Origin of the sequence: Pedobacter agri, assembly GCF_032678665.1 — a bacterium.
GTDB classification, from domain to species: domain Bacteria; phylum Bacteroidota; class Bacteroidia; order Sphingobacteriales; family Sphingobacteriaceae; genus Pedobacter; species Pedobacter agri_A.
In genome coordinates this window covers 45065-69644 of the sequence record NZ_JAVTSH010000003.1, presented here as the reverse complement: position 1 = coordinate 69644, position 24580 = coordinate 45065, and the positions used below count along the sequence as shown (strand labels likewise).

Genomic DNA, 24580 nt, shown 5'->3' with positions numbered 1-24580 from the left:
AAGCAACCCAGGATGGGCAAAAAGCGACAAAAATAGCAGCAACCTATCAAGATGATATCGGTTATCATACCCACTTACAATCCGGATTTAAAAAGATTACACCAGGTTCTCACAGCGCTTGCCGAACAAACATTGGAGCTTAATTTTTGGGAAATCATCGTTATTGATAATAATTCAACTTCTGGTTTCGAGTCACTTATAGATCTTTCCTGGCACCCAAGAGCAAGAGTTGTTACTGAAGTGGAACCAGGTTTATCCTATGCCAGATTAAAGGGAATAGCAATGGCATCATCAGCTATTATCGTAATGGTTGATGATGATAATATTTTAAAACGTGATTATTTGCAACGAGTTCTTCAGATTTTCAATTCGAATCCAAGCTTAGGTGCTATTGGAGGAAAAATTACACCTATGTTCGAGGGGAGCAATAATCAACTCGCATTGATGTTTGAGAATCTTCTTGCCGTGAGGGATTTAGGAGAAGACATACAGATTTGCACAAATAATGAAAGCTACCCTTCCATAGCACCTGTCGGTGCCGGAATGGCATTTAGAAAGTCATCAATTTGTACTTATGTATCGAAGATTGTTGCTGGTAAAAACATTATCTCCGATCGAAAAGGTAATTCATTAAGTTCTTCTGGCGATAATGAAATGGTTTGGGAAATCATCAATTCTGGCTGGGCCATTGGCTATTTTCCCGAGCTGCAGCTGCAACATATTATACCAGAAGTTAGGACAAAAAAAGAATATCTTGCTAAATTAAACTTTCAGATCCAGGAGTCATGGGTATTATTTTTATTGAAACATAATATTTGTCCATGGAAAACCATTCTGCCATTAAGCTTACCATTTAGAAAACTAAAATCATGGATAAAGTGTAGGGCATGGAAAAATGAGGTCAACTACATCAAATGGCAGGGTACATGCGGAACATTTAATGGATTAGCCAATTTTAAAAAAATTGAGACCACATAATTACGGTATCGACCTGTTACGATTTATTGCTGCATTAATGGTCACGCTATTTCATCTAAATCAAGCCATTATTCCAATTCATAATTGGTATAGAAATACCATTAACTACGGTTGGCTTGGTGTACCAATATTTTTTGTGATCAGTGGTTATTGTATTATCGCATCTGCAGAGCACACAAAAGGTGCTGTGGTTTTTTTTACAAAACGCTTTTGCAGAATTTTCCCACCTTATTGGTTTAGTTTAATCATCGTTTTACTTAGTGCCGTTTTTCAGAAGGTATACCTTGGAACAAACTCGGTACACAACTTGCCAAAGAGCTTAACTGCGATTATTGCCAATATTACATTAGGTACTGCTCCTTTTTCAAGAATTGAAACAATTAACTGGGTATACTGGTCATTAACCTGCGAAGTGGCATTTTATCTACTAATTGGCTTGGGTATGTTTTTAAACAAAAAGTATCTTTTGTACTTTATATTAGCAATCTCAATCGCTTCTGCATTTGCTGTAAAGCAAGACTATAGCTTGTTCTTTTTTCTTGATCATTGGCCTGCCTTCGGTTTGGGTATATCAGTTTATTATTTTTTCAAAGCAACTAACTTAGAAAAAGGTGTAAATTTTGGTTTATTATTTATTGTAAATGGCTATTCGTTATTCGTCAAGCATACTGATAAACCTGAGCATCTGATTGCAACAGCAATAACGATAACCCTACTTTATCTAAGCATTAAATATCCCCTTAAAAGAAGTTTTTTTTCTAAATTAGGTAATCATTCTTACTCCATTTACTTAATCCATATACCGATTGGTGTTTTTATTCTCGGCTTGTTTGAAAGTGATCGGGCCCAAACTGTTCCATTTTATAATATGATACACGACTTTTGTGTATTTGTTGTAATCAGCCTATTTGCATGGGGACTTTATACTTTTATAGAGCAGCCAGCTATAAACTATGGAAAAAAGAAATTAATAAAATAACATTGATCAATAGCCAATAATTTGATACAATACATCATTAACATCTTATACAGATACCCAAAATCATTTTTTAACAGAGTAAGTTCTTTTGGTGGTTACTTTGCTTATTTGAAAATGCAAAAAAATCAAAGACTCATGATAAAAGCATCATTAGAATTAAAGCCTGTAATATCATATCCCGAAGGTTTGCCTGTTTATTTTCTTACTGGGGAGAAATATTTGTATCAAACTCTTTTCTGTATTACTTCGTTAACTAGAAATACAGATGAGAAGTTTAATTTTATCCTAATAGATGATGGTAGCTTTAATAATGCTTTAATAGAAAAGGTACACAAATTGCTGCCTAATGCACATATTCGTTTTAATGCTGATACTGAAGCTTACCTAAAAAAAATAATGCCGGAAAGCGTTTTCAAAAGAATATGGGAAAAAAGATATACCTACCCACATATCCGTAAACTAACGGATGTACATGTTGATAATGGCAAAGAATGGAAATTGGTTCTTGATTCGGATATGTTGTTTTGGAGTAACCCGATAGAGCTTATCAAATGGCTTAAAAAACCGACAGCACCGATTCACATGATCGATTGTGAAGAATCTTACGGGTATTCTAATGCATTAATGGAAGATTTATCTGGGTCATCCATTCCAAAGTTATTAAATGTAGGGGTTTTGGGAATAAAATCAGCAACAATAAACTGGAACGAAATTGAAAGCTGGATTGAGCAACTGGAGGAAAAAGAAGGAAAAACCTACTATTTAGAACAGGCCCTGTCTGCAATGATTGTGGCTAAACAAAAATGCATTGCCCTACCACCCGCCGCTTATATCGTAAATCCAAGTCAAAAGGAATTAAATGAGCCTAGCGGTTTACACCATTACGTATCTACCTCAAAAAAAGAATATTTTAACCTTGCATGGAGAAAATTCTTTTAACACAAGCGTTAGTTTCTATTTGCATGCCTGCATATAATGCAGCACAGTATATTCTACATGCAATAGATTCAGTACTTAGCCAATCCTATCAGCATTTTGAATTGGTTATTGTAAATGACGGATCGACTGATGAAACTAAATCTTTATTGGATAATTTGAACGACTCAAGAATTAAAATTATTCATACCGAAAACAGGGGGCAGTGTGCAGCAGCTAATCTCGCATTTCGGCACTCAACCGGATCGCTAATAAAATTTATGGATGCAGATGATCTACTTTCTAAAGATTTTATTGAATTACAAGTAAAAAAATTAGCTGGCAAAACAAACCAAATTATAGGTGCTTCGTGGAAAAGGTTTTATAAGAATATAAACGATTCACAACCGATTATAAGAAATTCAGTTGACGAGTCAAAGCCTATCGACTGGCTGGTCTTATCAATGAGTGGCAAACAAGTGATGCTTCAATGTGCGCTTTGGTTAATTCCTCGCCAAATTTTGGAAGATTCGGGTTTATGGGATGAGACCTTGAGCTTAATCAATGACTTTGAATTTTTTATACGGGTAATTTTGCATGCAGATTCCATTTCTTTTGTTGATGACGCAATAGTATATTATCGAAGTGGTGTAGAGAAATCTTTGTCATCAATTAAAAGTTATGAAGCGGCTAAATCAGCTTTTTCATCTATAGAAAAGGGAACTAATAACCTTTTAAAATTTGAAAGTAGCAATCGGGTTCGACAAGTTGCAGCTGATAGTTTTCAAAACTTTGTATTTGATTTTTATCCACATTTCCCGGCTTTGATAAGCACAGCAGAGGATAAGGTTAGTGCACTTGGTGGCACAAAAATTACTTTTCCATCAGGGGGAGCCACTAAATTTGTAGTTGGTATTTTAGGCTGGAAACTAACAAAAAGAATAAAAAAAATCTTAATGAAAAATAATGGCGCTTTGTAAAATCTATTTGTTTACCTACAAACGACCATCCCTTTTACCTAGAGCAATTCAAAGTTTATGCAATCAAACTTTTTGCGACTGGACCTGTGATGTACACAACGACGACCCAAACGACTTATTTCCAGAGCAATACATCAAATCACTAAATGATAACCGATTTGTTGTCAAAAACCATAACTCAAATTTAGGAGCCACCAAAAGTTTTAATCTTGCTTTTGAACCTTGCCAGGAAACATTCATCTCTATACTTGAAGATGATAATTGGTGGGAGGAAACCTTTTTGCAAAGAATGATCGATACTTTAGAAAAGAATCATCATGTCAATATGGCCTGGACTAATATGTTTGTTTGGAAAGAAACCATTGAAGGCTTTTGGGAAAACACAAATACAACTGTATGGCCAATAGATAAACAGGACACATTATTTTTAGAACCAAATGACCTACAAGCCATGGGCGCATTACATTCAAATGGTGCCATGATGTTTAGATCGAAAGATTCATCTAAATATATAATTCCAAACGTGTGTGATTTTAATATTATGGAAGCAGTGAGGGAGCGAACTTATGCCTTCCCTATCTTATTGGTTAATGATCCATTGGCAAACTACGCCATAACAAGAGAAACAACCCGAGAAAAAAATTCAATAAAATGGACGAGTAACCAAGTATTGCTTCTTACTAGTTTTATAAACGCATCCGAAAAAAGGGAAGAGAAATTTAATCACCTACTAAAAATATACAGGGATCAAATACCGACACCCATAGCAAATTTCTTCCTTTGCAATATTTTTTACCTCAAAAATTATAAACTGTATTTCTTCTTTAATTTCAAAGACTGGTTCAATATTATCAAATGGCTAATTAAAAATGTGGCTAACCTTAAAAACATGAAGGCTTATTTAGCATCTCAAAAAGATCTCTACATTTATTTATTAGAAAAAACTTCGAAACGCTTTTTTTCTGATCCAAAGCCTGAAAAATGTCACTAAAAATTGCCATAATCGTTAATCCGCTAATTCCTGTACCCCCTGAGAAATATGGAGGCATCGAAAGGATTGTTTACATGTTGATTCAGGAATTAAAATCTTTCGGGCACGATATCACCTTATTTGCACATCCTGATTCTGCTGCAGGTTGTAAACTCGTTAGTTACACCGGAAGTGAATACTTTAATTTTAAAGACTTTGTTAAAATTAATGCGATTACCGCCAAGATTATTTTTAATCAATTCGATATTGTACACACTTTTGGGAGAATGAGTAATATTGCATTGCTTATGCCAAGCAAACTAACAAAAATTATTTCTTATCAACTGCCGCCAACTTTAAGTCAAATTAAAAAAGCTATAAAGCTTAGCAGAAAAAATTCGCTACATTTTACGGGTTGCTCTGATTTTATTGCTAATCAAATTAGAACGCTCACTCCTACTTCGACAATCTATAACGGTGTTAACATTAACGATTACACTTTTTCTCAAATTGTAACAGAAGATGCACCTTTGTTCTTCTTAGGCAGAATACAAGTAGACAAAGGCACACATATTGCCATTGATGTTGCAAAGCGGACAAATAAAAAGTTAATTATTGCTGGCAATATTCCTAACGAGCAAATTCATCAGGATTATTTTAAAGCGTATGTTGAACCATTTATTGATGGAGAACAAATTAAATATGTTGGGCCTGTTAATGATCAACAAAAAAATAATTTACTTGGCAAAACCCTGGCATTTCTCATGCCTGTAACCTGGGATGAGCCTTTTGGCATTGTAATGGTTGAAGCCCTGGCTTGTGGAACACCCGTGATTGGCTTTAGAAGAGGTGCACTTCCTGAAGTTATTGAAGAAGGTATTAACGGTTTTGTTTGTGATGGGGTTACAGACATGGTAAATGCTGTACACAAAGTTGATAAAATAAGCCGCAAAGCCTGTAGAGATGTTGCTTCTGAAAAATTTAGCTCAACAAAACTAGCTAAACAGTACGAGCATTTATACCTTACTGCTATAACCCAATAAGAATTGAAAAAAGTCACTTTTATTACAACGGGGCAGCCCAGTACCAACCCCAGATTGGTAAGGGAAGTAGATACCTTAATAAATTTAGGCTACCAGGTGAATGTTGTTTATTGTTATTATCAAAACTGGGCTACAGCATTTGACCAACATTATACCCAATCCAGTGCTACGGTTTATCACCTTTGCGGAGGAAGCCCTAAATCAAATCGCATCACTTACCTACTATCCAGAGCAAGGTTTAAACTTTCAAATTTTCTGGCAAAGTATGTTAAAAAATATAATTTCGCCGAAAACGCCATTAGCCGTACGCATTATAACGCAGTGAGAGCAGCAAAAAAAACAAAGGCAGATTTATACATTGCCCACAATCTGGGTGCGCTACCGGCAGCTGTCCAAGCTGCCAAACATGGAGGTAAAAAAGTTGGATATGATGCGGAAGACATGCATTCAGCTCAATTTGAGCACTTAGATAATCCAAATTATGTATTAAATAAATATATTGAAGCAAAATATTTTCCCAGCGTTCATTATTTTACCGCAGCTAGTCCGTTAATTGCTGAGAAATATAAAAACACCTATCTCTATCTCCATCCATATTTGCTCAACAATGTGTTTCCAAAACAAATACTGGAAAAGGTTGAGACGCAAAAAAATACCCTAAAACTATTTTGGTTTTCACAAACCATAGGAAAAGATCGGGGTATTGAAGCTATAATTACAGCAATGGGACTTTGCCCTGTGCATTTAGAACTCCACTTACTCGGGAATTCTGATGATTTGAACCACAATTATTTCAACGTGTTAGCAAAAAAATCAGGATTATCGACTGATCAGGTTATTTTTCATCCACCAATTGCTCCATGGGAAATTATAACATTTGCATCAAAATTTGATATTGGCATCGCTTCAGAGATTGGCAGGCCTTTGAATAGGGATATTTGTCTCACAAATAAAATTTTCACCTACATACAAAGTGGGTTGGCCGTTATTTTTAGTGACACCAGAGCCCAATCGTTATTCTGCGAGGAAAATCCAAATGTTGGAATTCTTTTTAAGAAAAATGATCCATTAGCACTTGCCGATGCTATAAACCACTATGTTAACCACCTTGACATCCTCAATCAGACAAAATTACACAACTATGAATTGGGGCAAACCACTATGAACTGGGAAACTGAACGTGAAAAATTCATCTCCATTGTCAGTAAAACTTTGGGTATTTGAAAAGAGTTCTGATTATTTCGCCCTACTTTGCTCCCAGTAATGCTGCAGATATGCAACGCGTTCGCACGAGTTTACCTTATTTGAAGCAGTTTGGCTGGAATGCCGATGTTGTAAGTGTTGAGGATCGTTTTAGCGACATGGTTAAAGACAACCTTTTATCGTCCAGTATACCAAAAAACACCAAATTGCATCGTGTGGCAGCCTTTCCGAAAAAGTGGACCACTAAAATTGGATTGGGCAGTATTGCCCTAAGATCACTGCTTTTCTACAGGAAATATGTTAATCATCTCTTAAAAACGGAGCAGTTTGATCTGATTTACTTTTCCACGACGCAATTCCCAGTCCTTATTCTGGGCAGTTATTGGAAAAAGAAATTCAACATTCCTTATGTCATCGACATGCAAGACCCATGGCATTCCGAATATTATCAGGATAAACCTAAACATCAAAGGCCTAAAAAACATTGGTTTTCTTATCGGTTGAATAAATACCTTGAACCATTGGCCATGAAGCATGTTGACGGTTTGATTTCTGTTTCCACAGGCTACATCAATACCTTAAAAAACCGGTATCCCAATGTGAGGATCATACCAAAGGCAGTTATTCCATTTTCGGTGAGCGATATCGATTTTCAAATTGCTGCTCAACATCAGGATCAGCTTCAGCTGTTTTTTAAAAAAGGGGCCGGTTTTGTTAATCTGGTATATGTTGGAAGGGCTGGCCATGATATGAAAGAAGCCATCATACTTCTTTTTAAAGCTTTTACAAACGGTCTGAAAACCCAACCTGAAGTATTTAATAAATTGAGGTTTTATTTTATCGGGACGAGTTATGCCAAAGCTGGTTCGGGAATTAAAACGATCGAACCGATAGCCATACAGCACCAAGTTGAACATTATGTTACCGAACTAACGGATCGGATCTCCTATTATGAAAGCCTCCATAATTTGCTGAATGCAGATGCACTAATTGTTCCAGGATCCAATGATCCTGATTATACAGCATCGAAGATATTTCCATACATTCTGGCTCAAAAACCGCTTCTGGCCATTTTCAATGCTTCCAGTAGCGTAAAGATTATTATGGATCAATGCAACACTGGCCTATTTGCGGATCTGAACAGGCAGATGGAATCAGTTGGCAGGATTTATCAATTTCTTGAGGACACCGCTAAAAAAGTAAATACCATATCAGCGCTGAATCATAATGCAATTGCAGCATATTCTGCAAAAACCATGACAGAAAAACAGTGCAAACTTTTCAATGAAGTATTAAATGCAATCCATTAAACGAGCTTTCGGATTTATCAATCAGCATCCTCTGGCTCAAAAACCCTTGTTTAGGGCATACTGTAAATTTATAACTTGGCAAATAAGGTTATTGCTTAAAAAGGATTTACAGCCGGTTAAATTTATCGGCAACACCCGTTTTCTGGCAAAAAAAGGTTTGACAGGCGTAAACGGAAACATTTATACGGGCTTGCATGAGTTTCACGATATGGGTTTCCTACTTCATTTTTTGAAACCCGAATATGTATTTTTTGATATTGGCGCTAATGTAGGATCATATATGATATTGGCGTCAGGTGTTGGCGGCGCAAAAAGCCTCAGTTTTGAGCCTTTACCAGAAACCTTCAGTATTTTACAAAAAAATATGGAATTAAATCGTCTTGATGATCTAGTCAAATTAGAGAACAAGGTATTGGAAGCCAACCTGGAATACTTAAATTTTCGGCAAACGAAGACACGACCAATCATGTGATTGCTGCTGATGAAAAGGAAACCAGTTATATTGAAGTGCCTGTAACAGATTCGAGCAGTTATTATCCGAACGATCAGCCCACACTAATGAAAATAGATGTGGAAGGATTCGAAACAGAGATTTTAAATGGTGGCGAAAAAATATTAGATGATGAGAAATTAAAGACGATTATCATAGAATTAAATGGAAGTGGTGGCAAATATGGTTATAGCGACCATGAGATCCATTCGAAATTATTAGCCAAGAATTTCAAACCCTATAGCTAACAACCATTTGAACGTTCTTTAAAAGAACTGGATCGCTATGGGAATTTCAATACCATTTATATCCGCGATTTAGAAACCGTTACTGCCAAAGTAAAAGCGGCTAAATCTTTTCATGTTTTTAATGAAGCTATCTAAGGATATATTTTTTGAAAAGCCTTCGAGGTTGGAAAGGCTATATTCAGTAGATTTTTTACGAGGAATTGCAGCACTCCTGGTTTGTCTGTTTCATTTCACTAACGGCAATTCACATTTTCTTGATCATGGCAACTGGCTAAAGCAGATTGGCAGTATCGGGTGGACGAGCGTTGAAATATTTTTTATTCTTTCTGGATTTATAATTCCTTATTCACTTGACCGAAGTCACTACCATTATAAAACATTTAAGCATTTCATGCTTAAAAGATTATTGAGAATTGAGCCACCGTACTTGGCGGCAATCTTTTTTGTTCTTGCAGTCAATTATCTAGGAACGCTTTCCCCTTATTATAGAGGAGAAGATTTTAACATTAATTATTTCAACCTTTTACTCCATTTAGGATACTTAAATGGCTTTTTCGGACATGGATGGCTTAATCCGGTTTTTTGGACATTAGCTATCGAATTTCAATTTTATTTATTAATGGAATTATTATTTCCCATGCTTCATAGAACTAAAAAATATGTTCAAATTTCTATTTTAGTACTGCTACTGGTTTCAGCTTATTTCATAAAGTCGGCTGGATTTATTTTTCATTTTTTACCTTATTTTATTTTAGGCATTATTTTATATTTCAGAAAAATCAAGCAATGGTCAACGAAGCTAAGCACCTTTGCAGAACTTTCGTTAATCGTTATAATATGGTTTACATTTTCAAGAGTTGAATTTTATGCATCGACATTTACCTGGCTGATTTTATTGTTGGTTCAAAATCGCAAAAAAAGACCTAATTTACATGGATGGGTAAAATATCATACTCTTTCTATTTAATTCATGTGCCAATTGGTGGTAAAATAATCAACTTCAGTATTAATTTTTTTGAAAGCATTGAAGCCAGAATAGCCGTTATCATCGTAGCATTATTTACCTCTATCTTAGTAAGCTATGTTTTTTATAGACTTATAGAGTTACCTGCTTCACTTATCACATTCATTTTTGAATAAACGAAAATCTTCTGTTGATGGCTAAAAAACTCTCCATCATTTGTTCGCATCCTATTCAATATTATGCGCCGGTATTTAAACTGATCGCTGCAAATCACGATATTGATTTGATGGTTTTTTACACGCTTGGTTCCGAAAATCAAACTGACCAGGGTTTTAAACAAAACATCATCTGGGACATTCCTTTATTGGAAGGATATCCACATGAATTTATCGAAAATGTTTCTAAAAATCCTGGCAGTCATCATTACAAAGGCATCATAAATCCTGATCTCATCAGCAAAATAAATGCATTTAAACCAGATGCCCTATTAATTTATGGCTGGGCATATTCCAGCCATCTAAAAGTGATGCGGTACTTTCACCGTAAAATTCCGGTATGGTTTAGAGGCGATAGCACCTTACTGGACCGGCAACCTTACTGGAAGAAACTTCTCAGAAAATTTTCACTGGCAATGGTTTATAAAAATGTAGATTTAGCATTTTATGTTGGCCGGCAGAATTTTGATTACTTCCGGGCAGCCGGGCTTTCAAAGGAACAATTGATTTTTGCCCCACATGCTGTTGATAACCACCGATTTGGGACGTATCGGTTTGATGAGGCTCAAACTTTACGGAATAGATTAGGCATTGTAGACGGTGAAATATTAGTATTATTTGCAGGAAAGTTGGAAAGAAAAAAAAGTCCAGACCTACTATTGCAAGCTTTTTTGGAATTGAATGCGGATGATGTTCACTTATTATTTGTGGGTAATGGGGAGTTGGAGGAAAATTTAAAGAGTGTGGTAAAATCCTTCACAAATCCTCCCCCTGCCCCCTCCAAAGGGGGACAAGATTCATCAACGAAAGAAAGGATTCATTTTTTGGATTTTAAAAACCAAAGCGAAATGCCCGTGATTTATCAGGCTTGTGATTTATTCTGCTTGCCTTCAAAAGGGCCGGGAGAAACCTGGGGACTTGCTGTTAATGAAGCAATGGCTGCGGTTAAAGCTGTGTTGATATCTGACCGTGTTGGATGTGGAATAGACCTGGTGGAAATTGGCAAAAATGGATATATCTTTAAGGCTCAGGATGAAAATGATTTATTGGTTAACTTGAAAATTTTGGTAGAGGATCAGGCTGCATTAGCAGAAATGGGTAAAAGATCTGCTGAAAAAATAAAGCAATGGAGTTTTAAATTGCAAGTGGAAGCAATTATGGAAGCGATAAATAAACTATGAGGCAAGAAAAATCAAAAACGATAGTCCCACTTTACCTACCGGTAGTGCTGGCTTATCTTTTTAGCGGGCTACCCACAATTTCTTACCTGATTGCCTGGCTGGGTTCTTTTTTTATTTTCTACTGGACCTGGTTTTCGCCATCCGTTTATTTTAAAACCGATTTACCCATTTACCGGCAGATTATGCGTCCCATATTTTTAACGCAATTCATCTTTGCAGGTTTTATGTGCTGCACCTCCATTTTTTACTTTATGGACCACCTGGGCTATCGATATCTGACCGAAGTGCAGCAGGGTTTGAAATTTCAGGGATCGGAACAAACCTATTTAATTGCACAATGTCAGCGCATGTGCCTTTTAGCCCATGCGGCGATTGTAACCGGAATCATTTATAAAATCAAGAATGAACCCACGGTAGTGAAAAACTATGCTACATTCACCAATCATAACTATTTAATTGGTTTAAGCTTAATCAGTTATGTTATCGGTTTTATTTGCCAATATATCCCAGGTTTATTACAGGTTGCCTATCCTATTATTGCTGTAGCGGTTAGTTGTGGCGCTGTGTTATTGGTTCGGGGCATCCAGAAAAAAAAATTGAATTATTTGATGGTTGGATCGTTCATCTTTATCGGGAATTTTTTAAACGCCAGTTTGAGTGGCTACAAAGAACCCATTATTATTAACATCATCATATTAAGCTGCCTGTTTCTACCTTATTATAAAAAAGTGATTATCTGGGGATCTATTCCCATCGCGTATATTTTGCTTTATTTTTTACCTACTTATAACACTGTTGTCAGGCAATCTTGGTCTGGCGATGTTTCGGCAGAAGAGGCCAGAACAGAAGCTTTTGAAACCCTGCTTGGCAATGAAAACCAGGAAGTGATTGAAGAAACCAACTGGACCTTTTTAACCAATAGGTTGAGTGAAATGGACATGTTTACCAAGTTTGTAAAGTATGTGCCGGCACACCGGGATTACTACGGTTCGGAAATTTTAGCTGATTCGTTTGAGGCACTGATTCCACGAATCTTCTGGAGAAACAAACCTAATATGGAGGAAGTTTCGATGGCCAGGGTTTATGAAGCAGGAGTTGTGAGTAGATATTCGAATGTTTCTGCCAAAACGCGGCCTATTGTTGATGCTTATTTAAGCTGGGGCATTCCAGGCGTGTTTTTCACCATGCTGCTTTATGGTATTATTATGCAAAGCATGTGCAATTTGGGCGAAGAATTGTTTGGCAGTTATGAATTGGGTTGTGTGATCGTTTTTAACAGTTTGTTTCAACAGATGTGGCGGGGCAATAATTTTGAGTTTATGATCAATAACTTTTTTTACAGTGCTCTGATTATGATTGCACTTTGTAAGTTGTTAATCGTGTTGAAAATATTGATGCCTAGATTTGCTTTAAAAAAGGAGCAATTTCTAACTTAAGCAAGATCTATTCGCTTCCCAGTAGTTCTATTACATATCACTAACTAATGAAGATTATCCACATCACAGCTTCCTATAAGCCAGCATACACCTACGGAGGCCCGATACAAAGTGTGGGAAAACTATGCGAGGCATTACAAAAGACTGATTCAGAACGTGGAGAGCCTGAGAATAGTATCATCGTTTTGACGACATCGGCTAATGGCAATAATGAGCTTAACGTGCAATCAGATAAACCTGTTCTTGTTGATGACGTTTTAGTAACGTATTTCAAAAGATGGACTAAAGATCATAGCCATTTATCGCCAGGATTATTATTGAGATTATGGCGAACGGTCAAAGAGCCACAACCTGACAATGAAAAGATAATCATTCACATCCATGCGTGGTGGAATCTCGTTTCTGTTTTAAGTTGCCTAATTGCCGTATTGCAGAAGATGACTATTGTCTTATCTCCCAGAGGAATGTTAACCTCCTATAGCCAAAATAATAGAAATTCAATTGCCAAGATTATCATTCACAAATTGATTGGAAAAAGACTTCTCGAAAAATGCCACATACATGCAACAAGTGAGCAAGAAAAGATAGAGATACTAAACATTGTCAAACCTAAAAGTATTCATGTGATTGCCAATTTGGTAAATATTGCAAAAGCGGAAGAATGCAAATCGAAGAGTGTTGACAGCAATCTCTTCAAATTGATTTTCTTATCTCGTATCGAAGAAAAAAAAGGATTAGAATTTCTGTTTGATGTATTAAGCCTCCTTGAATTCCCATGGAGTTTAACAATTGCTGGAGGAGGAGAAGAAAAATATATAGAAAGTTTAAAGTTAAAAGCTAAAGTACTGGAGATTCAACAACAAATTGATTGGCTGGGACCAATAGGTAACGGAAGTAAGTTTGAACTGATGTCAGTACATGATTTACTTGTACTGACTTCGTTCAATGAGAATTTTGCCAATGTGGTTATTGAAAGTTTAAGTGTCGGAACCCCTGTTTTGATTTCTAAACAGGTTGGATTATCAGATTATGTTCAAGATAAGAATTTGGGCTGGGTTTGTGAGCTTACAACTAAAAGTATACAAGATCAACTAATTGCAAGTTACCTGGATTTAAATAAAAGAGAAATTATAAGAAATACTGCTCCGACTATTGTTAGGGCCGATTTCAAAGATCAGGTCTTGGTTAGGAAATATTTGCAACTTTACTACGGGATTTTAGCATAACGATATACCTAGTACTGTATACAGAAAGACCTGGATTATAGTGAAACAATGAATAAGAACTTTACCTTCATCATACTAACCTTTAACGAAGAGATTCATTTGCCTCGTCTTTTGGCATCAATTCATGGGCTAGATGCGCAGGTTAACATTTTAGATAGCGGAAGCATCGATCAGACTACCAAAATTGCAAGGGAATTCGGTGCAGAGGTAATGGTAAACGAATTTGTTAATCATCCGCGACAGTGGGATTTTGCACTTAAGGCGTTCAAAATCAACACTCCATGGACAATAGGTCTGGATGCTGATCAGGTGGTGAGTCCAGAGCTTTATGAGATGCTCGAAAATTTTAATGATAGGCTTTATCAAAATATCAACGGGATTTATTTTAATCGTAAAAATTACTTTCAAGGCCATTGGATTAAATATGGAGGTTATTATCCTATTTACCTGCTCAAAATGTTTCGTACTGAAATCGGGTATTCTGATCTGAATGAAAATATGGATCATCGATTTATCGTTACTGGGAAGACATCGATATGGAAAAGAGGATATATTATCGAAGAAAACCTGAAGGAGAACGATATTAACTTTTGGTTTACCAAACATGAGCGATACAGCGATCTAGTTGCGCGAGAAGAGTTTGAGCGAAGTAAAAATTTCAGAATTCAAACCATCAAACCTAAGCTTTTGGGAAATCCGGATGAAAAAAAGGCCTGGCTCAAACGTTTATGGTGGAAATTACCCCTAGGAATGAGACCCTATCTATATTATGGATACAGAATGATTTTTAAATTTGGTATCTTTGATAGTAAGACAGCAAGAAGATTTCACTATTTGCAAGGGCTATGGTTTAGGAAGCTTATTGACCAAAAGATAATGAACCTCAGAAAAAACAATGATTAAAGATAAAAAGGCACTAAAATTTGTAGTTAGCCTATTATTATTTTATCTGATATTTAGTCAGGCGAATCTCTTCATGAATAGTGTAACAAGCTATGATGGAAAATATTATATGCCATGGTTTGCCGAAAATTTTAATTACATACAATGGTTGAGAATGGCAATTATTTTACCATCCGTGTCAATTATTAAAGTATTCGGATTTTACCCGATTCACAATAATAGTGACATATTGATTGTTGATGGACCTTACATGAGAATTAATTATTCATGTCTAGGACTTGGAGTAATGAGTTTTTTGCTGGCATTCGTGCTGGCATACCCGGCAAAGGCGATCTCCAAAATTAAAATTTTCATACTCGGAATACTCTCGATATATATTCTAAATGTTTTAAGGATCTCAATTCTTGGAGTTTTGATGAGTTTTTTCACGTCACAACGTCAAAATTTTAAATATCACCATGAGATATTTAACATTTTTGTATACATATGTATATTCTCTCTACTGTATTTTTGGATCAAAAGAAATTCGAATAGGGAATTGCATAACTCATAAATTCACATTAAATCCACATTATTGGAAGTAAGATTAGAAAAAAATTTTGACACCGGAGAATTCAAGGTCGGCGCATCATGGTTGAAACAATTTCTGTGGTACTTCTCAGATGTTTGCTTATTTAAATCTAAATTAATTCCTCTAAGTTCAGTGCTGGTTTTTATATTAAGATTGTTTGGGGCTCAAATTGGTAATCAAGTTAGGATTAAGCCAGGAATCCACATTAAATATCCTTGGAAATTAAAAGTCGGAGACTCCAGTTGGCTTGCTGATTGCTATATTGAAAATCTAGATTGGGTGTATATTGGGAATAATTGCTGCATATCTCAGCAGGCTATGTTGATGACCGGAAATCACAATTTTGCTAGTAAGAAATTTGATCTTTTCACAAAACCCATATGTATTGAAAACGGTGTTTGGGTAGGCGCAAGATCAAATATTGCACCAGGGGTCACAGCATATTCACATGCAGTTCTTGCATTTGGAAGTACTGCGACAGAAGATCTAGAGGCATTTGGCATTTACCAGGGAAACCCGGCCACAAAAATAAAACACAGATCGATAAAGTAATCTTTGAGACTCTTGATGGCCTAGCCTATTTCAAACTGGGCCATTTGCATTTACAAAAGTTTTGTTTGTCCACTTAATCCTCACAAAGGCTACAAATCCAATTACCCCAATAAGATAGTAAATATGATCATCTATCGGATAGTCATCGGGATCGTAGCAATCAAAAGGATCAGAGGGATTATCGCATATGATCTGTGCCGTTGCTGTAGCTGAGATTAAGGAAAGCATGCCCACCACGCAAACTATCATCAAAAATCTGGAAAATGTACTTCTCATCTTATCCTGTTATCACTTTCTTATAAACTTGCTTTTACCTATCTGGTTGCCGCTGACCACATCCTTCACCACGACCACATACATCCCCGAGGGAAGTTGGGAAACCGTATGTTCCGTTCCGCTTCCTGACAGGACTATACTTCCAACCATATTATATATGCTTACCTGGACCTTGTTGTCCTGTATAGAACGGTCGAGCTTAATGTTAATCTGTCTTTCGGCAATCGTCGGATAAACACTGAACGACTGAGACGCTAACCCACTCCTGCTGAAATCCAGGATCTCGATCGAGCTGTAAGTCACTCGCCCGCTAGGTTCAACCTGTTTTATTCGGTAGTAGTTAACATTCTTATTGGTATTCACATCAGTCTGATTGTAATCCCCGAACGCCGAACCGACATAACTGGCATTTATCATCCTCAGACTGGCAAAGTTAACTCCGTCCACCGATTTCTCCAGATCAAAGCTCAGAGTCTGCTTTTCGTGCTGTGTATGCCATTTAAGTATTGCTGACTCGCCGGATTTCGAGGCCGTGAAACTTAGCAATTTATAAGGTTGGGATTCCCTGTCAAAGATCAGGGAAAGCCTTCCGGCGCCGTAGCTCGCTTCAATGGACTTATCTATTGTAAAACTATATTCGTTTTTATTCAACACATCGATATCCTTACCCAGATAGCTGTCCCTGAGGATTACTCTATAGTCATATACCGGAGTAAGATCAGTAAAATTTATTTTTACCTCCCCCGTTTCATTGTTATTAACATATAGCTTTACCTCTCTAATCTGTTCTACCTCAGGAAGAAAATTGATCACAAGATTTTTCCCATCACTACTAATTGAAGAGAGTTCGACAATATTGTTCGTACTATGAACTGCATCATAACCGCCAAAGCCTGCACTATTGCCAGATCCAAATACAAGAGCTGTCTCCTCATAGCTGAGTTTGTTTGAGATCGACAACCGCATCACCGGTTGCGGTGAAATATTAGGGCCTGGTGTTCCCATGGTTTTATCAGCACTCATGAGCGTCATCGTTCCCAGTGAGTTTTCTGGGGCCGATAATAAACGTGCAGGAGCATTGATGTTCGCCAGCTTATGTGTTTCGTTAAAGTTTACTATTCCGCTTCCTGCAGTACTCTTTTTAACGTAGAATCCCTGGCCAGTCTGTATATAGCCATCAAAGCTGTGGTCTGCAGCACTAGAACCCCAGTTCGCATATACCCCGCCGCTCATTGTAGCAACAGCACCACCTGGCTTAATGATATTAACAAAGTTGTCTATTACACCGCTATTGCTATTGTAAAACTGACTGAAACTGATCGTGGAGGGATAGGGATTTCCCAGAGCGTAGTAGCCATTATAGATATCCCCTGAAATATTACTATTAAAGATAGTACGAGAGATCGTGTATTTATTGATCGGACCGGTATATGTAACCGCGAAGCTTTCAGGAACTGCATAAATCTGGTTGGTAGTGCTGCCCGCATCAATTTTAGTTCCTACACCAAAACCTCCCGAAACTGAATAATTTGAACGGTCCCCACGATAAAACAAAAAGAAGCCGTCCCCTGCAGGAGCTGGATTATTAATATTGGTAAGTGGTGAAAATGATTGCGTGGCAGTAGACTCTATAAATTTGGTAATGGTAGTCGCATAAGGACGTTGACTGTTTCCGATATCAAAACCTCCCCCATTGTTACCAGTGATGATGATAGAGGACTGCAACTGTTTATAGGTTTTAGTTGTGAGTGTAGCATCATTGATCGGCGTAGAAACGAGCCGGGTGCCCCGCCAGTAGTTTTGTAAAGGCGTACTCCCGTTTAATCCTCCGGTAAACCAAGACTCAATATTGAGATTGCCGAGGATATCTGAAGTCCCCGAAATCAGCGGGCCGATGTTTGCATTTGACGAAGCAGTGGATTTCAGGGTTACCCCGCCCGCACCAATCCCAGTTGTGTTAAGTGTGCCGCGAGTGATTGAAATCAGTTTCAAAACATCTATTCTACTGTTTGAACTAATGTTAACTGTTCCAGTTGAGCTATTGTTTATAGATAAATTGTCTAAGGTAGTCACTACTGAAGAACCGAAGTACTGCTGTGATGGTATACTACCATTGAAATTTAATGTTGAATTTGCTGAATTCAATATTTGTCCACTGTTGTACACATTACATCCCACATTCAGGATTTTTCCTTGCAAACCTAAAGAAGAACCATTTGCGATTGAGATGGCATAGACACTTTGATCTGCGGACAATACTGGTGCCTTACCTGCAGGAATTATAATTGAAGCAAAGTTTCCTGAAGGTGCACCTGATACGTTCGTAATCGAATTCGTCCAGTTACCAGGAGTGGTGAAATTGGTATTGTTACCAGTAAAGGTGTAAATTAAACCAGGAAAACCAGAGGCAATTGAAAGGTTTGCAACAATACTGCCTTTCGTAATCGCAGATGGATTATTCTGATTACGGAATTCTGATAAGAGCCAATTGGTAGATTTAGCAATATTAGATATGCGAACCTCATCAATAATACCATTAAACCAATATAGATTTCCGCCCTCTCCAACACCAATAAGCAAATTTCTTCCTGAGGTGGCAGGAAGGGAATTACTTCTTCTCTGACGCTCAACTCCATCCACAAAAGTGGTGACAATATCTCCATTGAAAACACTCTGAACATAATACCAGTTATTTAAGTTCAATTTTGTTGAGGTACCAGAAACGTTTGGATAAGTATCTCTATTACTGAAGGTAGTCCCATTAGTACTTCTGTTCTCCGATTCTGGAATCAAGTTATTTAGTCCAATCTTATAGCCTCCTTTTTTTGCAGGAAGATCCGGGTCAGTATTGGAGACAGATTCTATCTCCTGATTAGTAACCACCTTTTGATCATTTGCAGCTCCGGAAAGATTGATCCAAGCAGAAATTGTATAAGATGTGCCAGTAACGGCATATACAGGGCTTGCAGCCACACTTATCTGTTGATTACTTCCATTGTAAGTGTAAGCATTCCCGACCTTACCACTAGTAATGAGATTAGATGCATTCATATTCGATGCTGTTCCGACAAGTGCTGTGGTTGTAGCATCAACTGTTGAGCCGGAATAAGTAGATTCGTTAAAATGAAAAACTGCCTTATAATCAGCTGTCCAAGTATTAGAAGATACATTTGCAGGAGCTGAGGGATTACCAATCAAAATATTTAACTTTTTATTAGCTGATCCAGAAACAAATGGAAGTTTAACCCACACCAGAAGCGATCCTGTTGCAGGCACATATTTTTCTATATCGTAGCTGAGTGCAGCACCAAACTCATCAGTGAACGATATATCGTTACCTGTGGATGAAGTGACTTTTCCAAAGACTGGAGTGGGTGCACTTAAATCACAATCACCGGATAGTTTTAAATTATCGTCAACAATAGATATCAAGTAAGGAAAATTCACTTGAGTACCTGAGATGATACCTGAAGTATTTAAGGTTACCGGCAAAGTATAACCATAGTTAGTATATGCTGAAGAACTAAGTGATGCGATCTCAGCAGGTGAAAGCTCGTAACTAGAAATCTGTATATCATCTAATGATCCATTGAACCACCAGTTTGTAGCTATATTTGTCCAGCCATTGGTGTTATCGTATCCTATTCGCCAAAACCCGGAATATGACTGCGCAACTGTATTCGGATTGGTTCCCTGCAATACCCCATCAACATAGAGTTTCATACCAGTGCTGGACATCATCGCAATAGCATTGTGCCATTTATTGTCAATTACAGGATTAATAGATGGAATAGTCACCACGCTACCCGGATAAACGCCAAAATACAGCTTTCCATCACTACCAATGTACAATTGTCGATCATAACTTCCGCTAGATCCCGTTTGATTACTACCGAAGCCAATTAGTTTGCCCCCAGCAACCCCTGATTTAAACCAAATACTAATGGAAAAAACTTGCGGCCCATTCATAGAGGTTGATGTACTAATGTAATCATCAACTCCATCAAATGAATACGCACTATTTGCATTTCCAAATCTGTCTGTGCTAAGAGTTGCAGGACTTCCTGAAAAAGGTTGGGGTGTTCCGTTGTTATTGCTACCAGCCACATCCAGTGCATTCCCAGAAAAGGGATATGCGAATAAAAAACTGGTATTCTGGATTCCGGAACGAAACGTAGTTGAACTAATGCTTTCCCTAACAGTATATATTCGCCAAACATAAGATGTGTTAGGGTCAAGTCCGGTGGCAGTATACGACAGTACCCCGCCTAATACTTCTGACTCGAAGGTAAAAGTTGCTCCACCATCGGAAGACTTGTATATGGCATAACCTGTCGCATCTGCCACCGCTTGCCAATTTAATGTCATTCCGCTTTGACTGATATTTGAAAATGTCAACGCAGCTGGAGCAGCAAGCAAAGTCGGAACAAATGTAAACCTCTGATTACTAGCAGGCCTCGTATTAATGTTGCTGGTCTCGGTTGTCGTAAGTACGCCAGCAGAAGTTACCGACCTAAACGTTCCTGCATTTGGTCCATTGATACCAATTGAAGCACTTGGATTAGAAAGGGCGGTGCTAGCATTTACCTGAGTATAATTAAACTCAATGGATCCATTTGATTCATATAATCTGATTTGAAACGACATCCTACCGTCAGTTGCAGTTGCATCCCACCTAACAGACAGAAATTGAATCGTGAAGGTTCTGGATCCAGGCGTCCCAGACGTCATATAGGACACTGTGCTTCCAGTTAATGATAAGTCATCCCACAGAGGTGCTAAGACATTTCTTTGAATACCATTTGTTAAATTATTCGGCGCCCCATAGTTGTTATTAGTTAATATATTATCAAAACTAATAAATCCATTGGTTGAGGCCGAAACCTCCGTGAAACGATTTCCCATGTACCAAAACTCAAAACCAATGGGGATACCACTTAACCTTCCACTATTTAAATCTCCAGTAGTTACTGTAGAAATTACTATAGGAGATGGGCTTAATGACACAAAAGTGGCAGTGGAAGCAGTAAATGTGTAATTACTTATAGCTTGCGACCTAACTTGAATAGAGAATGAAATAAATAAAAATAAAAAGCATAACAATTTCTTGAACGAGGTAGATTTTTTTGCCATAAATAGGGGACGATAGTTACACTACAAAAATAGTGAAATTATTGCTCAGGGAGTAAATTTAATAAATTATTGTCTTGACAGTTATCAATAAACTTTAACATAGAATTAAGGACTATTGAAAAATAAGTTTGCGATAATAATACATGCTTTTAGTAGTTTTTGTCTGATTACCGCTATTTACGTGTTTTTGAATTGTACAGTTTTCAAATAAAAGACAATTTCAAATGTTTGTTAAAAAATACGTTCGTTTCTTGACTTCCATTAACAAATGGTTATCACAGATATCCACTATTGAAAACCATAATTTAATAAAACATTTCGGTACGCTTGAACCAGAATTTGCTTCTAACTTTGCCAAAAATTTAGCAATGATCAATTCTCTCCATAACGAAATTAATGAGATTAGGTTAAGAAGCACTTCAATAGAAAGTAATAATTATCAGCTACACTATTATCTGCATATTTGGTTTAATGCGTTATCAATGATATTGGCAAATGGATTCCATCTGTACTGATTTATTCGGATCTGTTATTCGGTTTTTTCCTTCAATCGATGCTTCTCGTTTAATATTTTAATTCTTAATTTTGGAAATGTTCAAAAGCTGGATCCAAACAACAACTTTAATAAAATTTATAACATTCTTTGTGTCATTAGTTGCAAATGCGCAAACTCAAACTAATGGGAGTCAATCAAATAACCTCATAACAGCTGTACCTTTTTTATTGATCACACCTGATGCTCGTGCGGGTAGTATGGGAAATGCCGGGGTAGCTGTTGAGGGCGATGCAAATAGTTCTAGTATTAATGCTTCTAAACTCGCCTATTTGACTCAAGATTATGGCTTTGCCATATCTTACAGTCCATGGTTAAAAAATCTTGTACCAGACATTAATCTTTCATACCTAAGTGGCTATTATAAGTTAAATGATCGTAACACCATAGGAGCTTCCATGCGTTACTTTTCGCTTGGAAACCTGAGCATAATTGATGAAAATCAACAAGACTTAGGAAGTTTTAGTCCCAGTGAATTTGCCGTTGATGCCTCTTTTGTCAGAAAATTTGGTGAGGAGTTTGCTTTGGGGACAACACTACGATATGTTCGGTCAAATCTATCCTCTGGCTTATTCGGCACTACGCAGCAAAATTCTGCCGGCCAGGCTGTTGCCGTTGACGTCTCAGGAATCTTCAAAACTAGAACGCAATTTCTAAATACCGATGCTACCCTCTCTCTTGGAGGAAACATTTCAAATATTGGAACCAAAATGAGTTATTCTAATGGCGGAACAAACTATTTTCTTCCAACTAATTTAAAGCTTGGAGGAGCAACTACTTTTGAACTTGATGCTTTAAGTGAATTCACGATTGCCCTTGATTTTAATAAGCTGCTCGTGCCAACCCAGCCTATATATGATATAGACGGTAATATAATAAAAGGAAAAGATCCAAACCGTTCAGTACCTGCGGGAATTTTTGGTTCATTTGGTGATGCCCCTTTAGGTTTCAGTGAAGAACTCAAGGAAGTTGGCATTTCTACAGGGATCGAATATATGTATGACAAAAAGTTCGCTCTACGCGCTGGCTATTATTATGAGAATCCACAAAAAGGCGATACAAAGTATTTTACTGCCGGTGCTGGTCTTCGATATAATGTTTTTAATGTTGACTTGTCGTACTTGGTGGCTAGTCAGCAGCAAAGTCCACTAGCCAACACATTAAGATTTAGTTTGCTATTTAACTTCAGAAACACTAAATCTATAACTTGGGACCCGAAAATAAGATAAATTATATTGAGAATGTCGTTAAATTCATTTCGTTAAGCTTACAGAATACCAGTTATTGTATTAATGTTCATCAGAATTATTGTTAATATGGTTTTATTTTTAAATAAATTATGAATTAGTTTTCTCAAAATAATTTGTCATTTCATTGATTGGGAAAAAAGAAAATCTGTTTTATTTTATTATTCTATGCCGAAAGTCCATCAATCCCTCCTTGTGATATCAACGAAATTCTGAAATAGTTGTTCCAATGGAAAACTAACCCATTATAATCATGAACATCATACTTGCTTCAACCTCCACCCTATTTGGCGGCAACTATCTGGAATACCTTAAATCAGAAATTATTTCGCTTTATCAGAATATCGATGAAATCGTATTTATTCCCTTCGCCAGACCAGGAGGAATTTCACATGATGAGTACACTTCAAAAGTGAAATCCTTCTTTGCAACATTAAATATAAAATTAACCGGATTGCATGAACTGCAAGATCCGAAAGCGGGAATTAATCAGGCTAAAGGATTTTTTACCGGCGGAGGTAATACCTTCCTTTTAGTGAAAAAGCTGCATGATCTAGGGTTAATGGAAGTTTTAAAAGAAAACATTGAAAGTGGCAAACCTTACCTCGGTTGCAGTGCAGGCAGTAACATCGGCGGAATCAACATGAAAACCACCAATGATATGCCCATTGTTTATCCTCCATCTTTAGATTGTATGGGTCTTGTTCCCTTTAATATTAACCCACACTATCTAGATTCAAATCCGGACTTAAAACATAATGGAGAGACCAGGGAAACCCGTATAAAAGAATTTTTGACTCAAAACGATACTAAAGTAATTGGTTTGAGGGAAGGAAACTGGATTAGAAAAGTGGGCGAAAAAATTACTGTAGAAGGAACTGAATTAACCCGCATTTTCGAGCAGGGTAAAGCCCCGTACGAGTTGAATCCTGGTGCGGTATTACTTTGATCATCATGTAAATAGCCACCTAAATATCGGCAGATAAGTATCGCCAACAGAAAATGAATAGTCAATTTTAGAAAAGCGGAGACTTTGACGAAGATTAAGTGGTAACCGAATACTTCTGTGTGGACAACATATTTATCGTGAATAGTTGTATTAGATAGAGTGGTAAAATCTGTGTCAAATCAAACTCATAAAAGGGGTAATTAATTAAAAACCTAATTAGGATTAATACCGTATCTCTAATTGTACATCTGGAACTAA

General features: G+C 37.0%; 19 protein-coding genes and 1 pseudogene. 18 read left to right on the top strand and 2 right to left on the bottom strand.

Going from position 1 to position 24580, the window contains the following annotated elements:
• Positions 1–51: 51 nt before the first annotated feature.
• From R2Q70_RS06755 to R2Q70_RS06680, 16 genes and pseudogenes are all read left to right on the top strand, one after another.
• Positions 52–978, top strand: coding sequence for a glycosyltransferase (locus R2Q70_RS06755; RefSeq protein ID WP_316806879.1), 927 nt, complete (start codon positions 52–54; stop codon positions 976–978).
• A complete protein-coding gene (locus R2Q70_RS06750) occupies positions 965–1957 on the top strand; it encodes an acyltransferase (RefSeq protein ID WP_316806878.1) in 993 nt (330 codons plus the stop codon). The genes R2Q70_RS06755 and R2Q70_RS06750 overlap by 14 nt, the downstream gene beginning before the upstream one ends.
• A gap of 114 nt (positions 1958–2071) precedes the next feature.
• Positions 2072–2896 carry a hypothetical protein gene (locus R2Q70_RS06745; protein WP_316806877.1) on the top strand — a complete coding sequence of 275 codons (825 nt, stop codon included), beginning with the start codon at positions 2072–2074 and terminating at the stop codon, positions 2894–2896.
• Entirely contained in the window at positions 2878–3852 is a 975-nt protein-coding gene (locus R2Q70_RS06740; RefSeq protein WP_316806876.1) for a glycosyltransferase family 2 protein, read from the top strand. The genes R2Q70_RS06745 and R2Q70_RS06740 overlap by 19 nt, the downstream gene beginning before the upstream one ends.
• Positions 3839–4843 carry a glycosyltransferase family 2 protein gene (locus R2Q70_RS06735; protein ID WP_316806875.1) on the top strand — a complete coding sequence of 335 codons (1005 nt, stop codon included), beginning with the start codon at positions 3839–3841 and terminating at the stop codon, positions 4841–4843. Before R2Q70_RS06740 ends, R2Q70_RS06735 begins: the two co-directional genes overlap by 14 nt.
• Positions 4834–5865 carry a glycosyltransferase family 4 protein gene (locus R2Q70_RS06730; protein WP_316806874.1) on the top strand — a complete coding sequence of 344 codons (1032 nt, stop codon included), beginning with the start codon at positions 4834–4836 and terminating at the stop codon, positions 5863–5865. Before R2Q70_RS06735 ends, R2Q70_RS06730 begins: the two co-directional genes overlap by 10 nt.
• Before the next feature lie 3 nt (positions 5866–5868).
• Entirely contained in the window at positions 5869–7089 is a 1221-nt protein-coding gene (locus tag R2Q70_RS06725; RefSeq protein ID WP_316806873.1) for a hypothetical protein, read from the top strand.
• Positions 7086–8378: a glycosyltransferase gene (locus R2Q70_RS06720; protein ID WP_316806872.1), complete on the top strand. Its 1293-nt coding sequence runs from the start codon at positions 7086–7088 to the stop codon at positions 8376–8378. The genes R2Q70_RS06725 and R2Q70_RS06720 overlap by 4 nt, the downstream gene beginning before the upstream one ends.
• Positions 8365–9116 (top strand): annotated as a pseudogene (locus R2Q70_RS21900) (FkbM family methyltransferase). The gene R2Q70_RS06720 and the pseudogene R2Q70_RS21900 overlap by 14 nt, the downstream one beginning before the upstream one ends.
• 121 nt (positions 9117–9237) lie before the next feature.
• Positions 9238–10083: an acyltransferase gene (locus tag R2Q70_RS06705; RefSeq protein WP_316806870.1), complete on the top strand. Its 846-nt coding sequence runs from the start codon at positions 9238–9240 to the stop codon at positions 10081–10083.
• Between the two features lie 190 nt (positions 10084–10273).
• Positions 10274–11476 carry a glycosyltransferase family 4 protein gene (locus R2Q70_RS06700; RefSeq protein WP_316806869.1) on the top strand — a complete coding sequence of 401 codons (1203 nt, stop codon included), beginning with the start codon at positions 10274–10276 and terminating at the stop codon, positions 11474–11476.
• Positions 11473–12912, top strand: a complete 1440-nt coding sequence (locus tag R2Q70_RS06695) for an exosortase Y-associated Wzy-like protein (RefSeq protein ID WP_316806868.1) — start codon at positions 11473–11475, stop codon at positions 12910–12912. The genes R2Q70_RS06700 and R2Q70_RS06695 overlap by 4 nt, the downstream gene beginning before the upstream one ends.
• 47 nt (positions 12913–12959) lie before the next feature.
• Complete coding sequence (locus R2Q70_RS06690; protein WP_316806867.1) at positions 12960–14138, top strand: XrtY-associated glycosyltransferase XYAG1; 1179 nt, start codon at positions 12960–12962, stop codon at positions 14136–14138.
• Between the two features lie 48 nt (positions 14139–14186).
• A complete protein-coding gene (locus R2Q70_RS06685; RefSeq protein WP_316806866.1) occupies positions 14187–15041 on the top strand; it encodes a glycosyltransferase family 2 protein in 855 nt (284 codons plus the stop codon).
• Positions 15034–15594, top strand: coding sequence for an exosortase Y (xrtY, locus tag R2Q70_RS21895; protein ID WP_410478358.1), 561 nt, complete (start codon positions 15034–15036; stop codon positions 15592–15594). Before R2Q70_RS06685 ends, xrtY begins: the two co-directional genes overlap by 8 nt.
• A 21-nt stretch (positions 15595–15615) precedes the next feature.
• Positions 15616–16164: a WcaF family extracellular polysaccharide biosynthesis acetyltransferase gene (locus tag R2Q70_RS06680; protein ID WP_316806865.1), complete on the top strand. Its 549-nt coding sequence runs from the start codon at positions 15616–15618 to the stop codon at positions 16162–16164.
• A 30-nt stretch (positions 16165–16194) separates the two neighbouring features.
• Here R2Q70_RS06680 and R2Q70_RS06675 read toward each other — a convergent pair whose 3' ends face one another.
• Positions 16195–16440 (bottom strand): hypothetical protein, encoded by a 246-nt coding sequence (locus R2Q70_RS06675; RefSeq protein WP_316806864.1) that lies wholly within the window; start codon positions 16438–16440, stop codon positions 16195–16197.
• A 12-nt stretch (positions 16441–16452) separates the two neighbouring features.
• Entirely contained in the window at positions 16453–21087 is a 4635-nt protein-coding gene (locus R2Q70_RS06670) for a DUF2341 domain-containing protein (RefSeq protein WP_316806863.1), read from the bottom strand.
• A 1077-nt stretch (positions 21088–22164) separates the two neighbouring features.
• Between R2Q70_RS06670 and porV the strand changes: the two genes are divergently transcribed.
• Together porV and pepE are read left to right on the top strand one after the other, a co-directional pair.
• Positions 22165–23355: a type IX secretion system outer membrane channel protein PorV gene (porV, locus tag R2Q70_RS06665; RefSeq protein ID WP_316806862.1), complete on the top strand. Its 1191-nt coding sequence runs from the start codon at positions 22165–22167 to the stop codon at positions 23353–23355.
• A 271-nt stretch (positions 23356–23626) separates the two neighbouring features.
• A complete protein-coding gene (gene pepE, locus R2Q70_RS06660; protein WP_316806861.1) occupies positions 23627–24322 on the top strand; it encodes a dipeptidase PepE in 696 nt (231 codons plus the stop codon).
• The last annotated feature ends 258 nt before the right edge of the window (positions 24323–24580 follow it).